Here is a 4,784-nt window from a genome sequence, read left to right as displayed (position 1 = left end):
GGGGGGGGGGGGGGGGGGGGGGGGGGGGGGGGGGGGGGGGGGGGGGGGGGGGGCGCCGGGGGGGGGGGGGGGCCCGGGGGCGGGCCCCCCCCCCCCCCTCCCGCGTGACGTGCGGCTCAGAGTCTGTCGGATGACCTCCGGCGCGGCCGCCCGATCAGAGGTCACCCGACAGGCTCTCAGCCGAGCAGGCCGCCGATCGGGTTGCGGCCGCCGCCCGACGTGCCGCCGGACGTCGACCCCGTGGAGCCGCCGCCGGTCGAACCACCGCTGGTGGAGCCGCCGCCCGTGCCGGTGGAGCCGGAGGAGCTCGGTCCGGCGCTGGTCGTCGGGGGCTGCTGCGGGGTCGTCTGCTGCGGGGGCTGCTGCCCGGTGCCCTGTGTCTGGCTGGGCTGTCCGGCGTCGGCGCCGGCGGCCCGGCCGGACTCGCGGACGCTGTCCGTGCCGGGCGTGGACGCCTGTGCGGAGGGCGTGGCAGCGGCGCTGGAGCGCGCCGGGGAGGGCTTCTGTCCGGCGGGGCTGCGCGAGGCCCTGCCCTTGCCCGACTCCTGCGGGAGCGGGGAGCCGGGGAGCTGATTGGTCGGGTTGTCGTTCGGTCCGGGCACGGTGACGACCTCGGAGGAGCGGACGGCGCCGCCGAGCATCGAACCGATGAGCAGGGTGAGCCCGACGACGACGGTGGCGACGACGGCGCCGCGGCGCAGCACCCGGCGGCGCAGGTCCCAGATCGCGGAGCGCGGGCCGAGCCTGCGCCATGCCTCGCCGGCCAGGCGCCCGTCGACGGAGTAGACGGGGGCGCCCGCGATGACGAGCGGGCTCCATGCGGCGAGGTAGATGATGTCCGGCGCGTCGTAGACGGCGACGGTCCGCCAGCTGACAGTGACCAGCAGCGCGGCGGAGAGCAGGGCGCCGACCGAGGCGGCGACCCGCTGCCAGAGGCCGAGGACGGTGAGGACGCCGACGACGACCTGGAGAAAGGCGACGGTGAGTCCGGCCCCGACCGGGTGCGAGAGTGCGAAGTCCCGCAGCGGTTCGGCGAGTCCCCAAGGGTGCAGCGAGGTCAGCCACTTGACCATGGAGCCGCGCTCGCCGCCGTCGAAGTAGACGGGGTCGCAGAGCTTGCCCATGCCTGCGCAGATGGAGATGAAGCCGAGGAACACCCGCATCGGCAGGAGGACGACCCCGAGGTTCATCCGGCGTCCGGGGTAGTACGCGTGCCGGACGGTGTCGGCGCTGTGCCGGTGCGACCTGCTCCCGACGGTCTCGTCGAACTCGTCGTCCTCGTACGGCTCATGGTCGTACGGGCCGGTGTCGACGGCGTCGTAGGCGCCGACCGCCTGTCGCATCGGGGGCAGCAGCGGGCCTTGCCCGTGGCGGCCGCCGGACCGTTGGGGGGCGGGGATGATGGGGGTGGGCTGGGTTTCGTCCAGGCGCGGGATGACCTGGGTGGCGCCCGAGCCGCCGAACTCGTCGCCGTACGGGCCGTACCCGCCGTCGAGGCCGACCGCGGTGGAGTTCCGTACGGCCTGGAGGAGTCCGGTGGCGCCGGGGTCGCCGGGGGCGGACTTGCCGCTCCACACGACGGGCGAGCGCCTGCCGCGTCCCGCCCCGCTGCCGCTCATGGCGGGGACCCTGGCGGACCCCGCGGGGGCGGCACCGCGCACCCGTGCGCGCTGGCCGGGGGCGAGCTGCACCCGGAAGCTGGCGTGGTTGACGATGACCTGCGCTGGATCGCAGTCCACCTTGGCCATGCTCAGGGCGGGTAGTTCGTCGAACCGAGGCGTTCTGGTGTCCACACTCATCTAACCGAGTGATGTGTGATTAGGACACTGCCTTGACGGCCCCGATGTGTCCGAGACCCGTCAACAGGCCCGGGCGGGGCGGTGGCCGGGGTGAGCGCGGCGGTCGGTGCCGCCGCGTCTGCCGAGGTCGGAGCCCTGCGCCGCCGTCCGGCAGTGCGGGCTCCCGGACGGCCGCTCTCGGGCCCGTCCGGGAGCCGGCCCGGTCAGACGCGGCGCCGGGCCGCCTCGTACAGCACGATGCCCGCGGCGACGCCGGCGTTCAGCGACTCCGCGCCGCCCGGCATCGGGATCCGGACGAGGTAGTCGCAGGTCTCGCCGACCAGACGGCCCAGGCCCTTGCCCTCGCTGCCGATGACGATGACGACGGGGCCGCTGAGCGCCTCCAGGTCCTGGACGGTGTGCTCGCCGTCCGCGGCGAGGCCGACGACCGTGAGGCCGGCCTTCTGGTAGCCCTCCAGGGCGCGGGTCAGGTTCGTCACCCGGGAGACCGGCGTACGGGCCGCCGTGCCCGCCGAGGACTTCCAGGCGCCCGCCGTCATCCCGGCCGCACGGCGCTCCGGCACGACGACGCCGTGGCCGCCGAACGCGGAGACGGAGCGGACGACCGCACCGAGGTTGCGCGGGTCGGTGACGCCGTCGAGGGCGACGATCAGCGGGTCCTCGCCGTTGTCGTACGCGGCAGCGGTGAGGTCCTCCGGGTGCGCGTACTCGTACGGCGGGACCTGCAGGACGAGGCCCTGGTGGTTCAGGCCGTTCGTCATCCGGTCGAGCTCGGGGCGCGGCGCCTCCATCAGGTTGATGTTGCCGCGCTGGCCGGCGAGCTGGAGCGCGTCGCGCACCCGCTCGTCGTTGTCGATGTACTGCTGGACGTACAGAGTGGTCGCCGGGACGCCGTCGCGCAGCGCCTCGTAGACCGGGTTGCGGCCCACGACCATCTCGGACGTGCCCTTGGCGCCACCACGCCGCGGGGCGGGTCGGCGGGCAGCGGCCTGTCGGGCCTGGGCGTTCGCCATCCGGTTCTTCTTGTGTCCCTTGCGGGCGGAGGCGGGCGGCGTCGGTCCCTTGCCTTCCAGGCCACGGCGACGCTGCCCACCGCTGCCGACCTGCATGCCCTTCTTGTTGGACGTGCGGCGGTTCCTGCGCTGGCTGTTCCCGGCCATGACCTACCTGTTTCGTTGCTTCAGACGTGCGTACGTAATGAAAGTGTGCCGCCCGGGACGCCGGGCGGCACACGGACGGCCTACTGGCGCGGGCCGAGTGTCCACCGTGGGCCCGTCGGACTGTCCTCGATGACGAGGCCCGACTGGTTGAGCTGGTCGCGGATGGCGTCGGCGGCGGGCCAGTCCTTGCGGTCGCGGGCCGACTGGCGCTGGTCCAGGACGAGGCGTACGAGCGAGTCGACGACCCCGTGCAGATCCTCGCCGCGGTCACTCTCCCCCGCCCAGTGTTCGTCGAGCGGGTCGAGACCGAGGACGCCGAGCATCGCGCGGACCTCCGCGAGTCTGGCGACCGCCGCTTCCTTGTCGTCGGCGGCGAGCGCGGAGTTGCCCTGCCGGACGGTGGTGTGGACGATCGCGAGCGCCTGCGGGACGCCCAGGTCGTCGTCCATCGCCTCGGCGAACGCGGGCGGCACCTCGGAGGCGGCCACGACCTCGCCGCCGGCCTTCTCGATGACCCGCTGGACGAAGCCCTCGATTCGCGCGAACGCGGACTCCGCCTCGCGCAGCGCCTCCTCGCTGTACTCGATCATCGACCGGTAGTGCGGGGTGCCGAGGTAGTAGCGCAGCACGATGGGGCGCCACGCCTTGACCATCTCGCTGACGAGCACCGAGTTGCCGAGCGACTTCGACATCTTCTCGCCGGACATGGTGACCCAGCCGTTGTGCACCCAGTACTTCGCGAACTCGTCGCCGTAGGCCTTCGCCTGGGCGATCTCGTTCTCGTGGTGCGGGAAGATCAGGTCGATGCCGCCGCCGTGGATGTCGAAGGCGGTGCCGAGGTACTTGTGCGCCATGGCGGAGCACTCCAGGTGCCAGCCGGGGCGGCCGCGGCCCCACGGCGTCTCCCAGCTGGGCTCGCCCGGCTTGGCCGCCTTCCACATCGCGAAGTCGCGCTGGTCGCGCTTGCCGGTCTCGCCCTCGCCGGACGGCTGGCGCAGGTCGTCCAGGTCCTGGTTGGAGAGCTCCAGATAGCCGGGGAACGACCGAACGTCGAAGTAGACGTTCCCGTCGGCCTCGTAGGCGTGACCGCGCTCGATCAGGCCGCGCATCATCTCGACCATCTCAGTGATGTGGCCGGTGGCGCGCGGTTCGCAGGTGGGCGGGAGGCAGCCGAGCGCGTCGTAGCCGTCGTTGAACGCGCGCTCGTTCTCGTACCCGATCGACCACCAGGGGCGGCCCTGCTCGGACGACTTCCCGATGATCTTGTCGTCGATGTCGGTGACGTTCCGGATGAACGTGACGTCGTAGCCGCGGTAGGCGAACCAGCGGCGCATGATGTCGAAGTTCAGCCCGGACCGGATGTGCCCGATGTGCGGGGCGGCCTGGACGGTCGCGCCACAGAGGTAGATCGAGACACAGCCCTCTGTGAGCGGGACGAAGTCACGGATCTGCCGGGCGCTGGTGTCGTACAGGCGAATAGTCACCCCTCAAGGGTAGTGGGCCCGCACCTGTGCGCAGTGCCCCCTTGGGGGCAGCGAAACAACTTCGTATTGCTGGCGCCCGAAAGTGGCCGCCGTCTTTGTCCTCAAGCGCCGGGCGGGCTGGCTGTGCGGGGTTGCCGCGCGCGGCGGGTTCGGGCCCACGCGGTGGGCGGTTCCGTCCTCAAACGCCGGACGGGCTGGGTGTGCGGGGGTTGCCGCGCGCGGCGGGTTCGGGCCCACGGGGTGGGCGGTTTTGTCCTCAATCGCCGGACGGGCTTGATGTGTGCGTCTGGCCCCTGGTGGCACCGTTCGCCTGCCCGGTGGGGGGTGGTCCGGGGCCCCTC

Annotated in this window: 3 protein-coding genes; all 3 read right to left on the bottom strand. The window is 73.0% G+C overall.

The window, feature by feature from the left end; all coding sequences use genetic code 11:
• Positions 1-176 precede the first annotated feature (176 nt).
• Complete coding sequence (locus tag ACIBB8_RS37390; RefSeq protein WP_398959820.1) at positions 177-1,799, bottom strand: DoxX family membrane protein; 1,623 nt, start codon at positions 1,797-1,799, stop codon at positions 177-179.
• A 203-nt stretch (positions 1,800-2,002) separates the two neighbouring features.
• Positions 2,003-2,959, bottom strand: coding sequence for a 23S rRNA (guanosine(2251)-2'-O)-methyltransferase RlmB (gene rlmB / locus ACIBB8_RS37385; RefSeq protein WP_398959818.1), 957 nt, complete (start codon positions 2,957-2,959; stop codon positions 2,003-2,005).
• Between the two features lie 80 nt (positions 2,960-3,039).
• Complete coding sequence (gene cysS, locus ACIBB8_RS37380; RefSeq protein WP_398959816.1) at positions 3,040-4,443, bottom strand: cysteine--tRNA ligase; 1,404 nt, start codon at positions 4,441-4,443, stop codon at positions 3,040-3,042.
• Positions 4,444-4,784 lie beyond the last annotated feature (341 nt).

Origin of the sequence: Streptomyces sp. NPDC051286 (assembly GCF_044455345.1) — a bacterium.
In the GTDB taxonomy this organism is placed as follows: Bacteria; Actinomycetota; Actinomycetes; order Streptomycetales; family Streptomycetaceae; genus Streptomyces.
The sequence above is the reverse complement of the archived record's forward strand: the minus strand, read 5'-3'. Positions and strand labels throughout refer to the sequence as shown.

What these genes read in the sequence shown, in the direction of transcription:
- rlmB (WP_398959818.1), bottom strand. Translation starts at nt 2,959, where the DNA reads ATGGCCGGGAACAGCCAGCGCAGGAACCGCCGCACGTCCAACAAGAAG.
- ACIBB8_RS37390 (WP_398959820.1), bottom strand. Translation starts at nt 1,799, where the DNA reads ATGAGTGTGGACACCAGAACGCCTCGGTTCGACGAACTACCCGCCCTG.